Here is a 733-nt window from a genome sequence, read left to right on the forward strand (position 1 = left end):
CGGATTTCACGGGCCCGGTGCTACTCGGGAACAGCGTCACGCCGCACAGCAGTTTCGTCTACGGGGGTCACACCCTCTACGCCGTCGCACTCACCACGACTTCGACTACCACTGCACGTCCACGTCGCAAGGCCGGCAGACCCTGCAGACACGTCCCACAACCCCCGACCTGCAACCCCTGCCGGGTATCACACAGACCAGGTTTAGCCACCTCCGCTTTCGCTCGCCACTACTCACGGAATCACTAATTTGTTTTCTCTTCCTGCGGGTACTGAGATGTTTCACTTCCCCGCGTTCCCTCCACACCACCTATACATTCAGCGGCGGGTACCAGGGCATGACCCCTGGTGGGTTTCCCCATTCGGACATCCTCGGATCACAGTTCGGTTGTCAACTCCCCGAGGCTTAACGCAGACTCCCACGTCCTTCGTCGGCTCCTTGTGCCAAGGCATCCACCGTGCGCCCTTTAAAACTTACGGCAACACAAAGACACTTTGCGCTTAAAAATTGCTTACAAGATGCTCGCGTCCACTATACAGTTCTCAAGAAACAACCCCACACCCACCACCACCATCGAAACGACAGTCATGATCGGGGAGGACCAGCCACACACCCCCGGCAATCCGGGGGCTGCGTGCAGCCTCACAACCCAATAGCGTGTCTCCACCTCGAACCCGCCACCATCACGCGTTCCATCCCGAAGGAGTACTAGCGATCCGCGCAGCAGATGAAG

The 733-nt window shown here is 58.4% G+C and carries 1 rRNA gene; it reads right to left on the reverse strand.

Going from position 1 to position 733, the window contains the following annotated elements:
- Nucleotides 1–479: ribosomal RNA gene (locus D1648_RS17750) — 23S ribosomal RNA — on the reverse strand; the annotation flags it as partial.
- Nucleotides 480–733 lie beyond the last annotated feature (254 nt).

Origin of the sequence: Brachybacterium sp. EE-P12, assembly GCF_003711805.1 — a bacterium.
Classification (GTDB): domain Bacteria; phylum Actinomycetota; class Actinomycetes; order Actinomycetales; family Dermabacteraceae; genus Brachybacterium.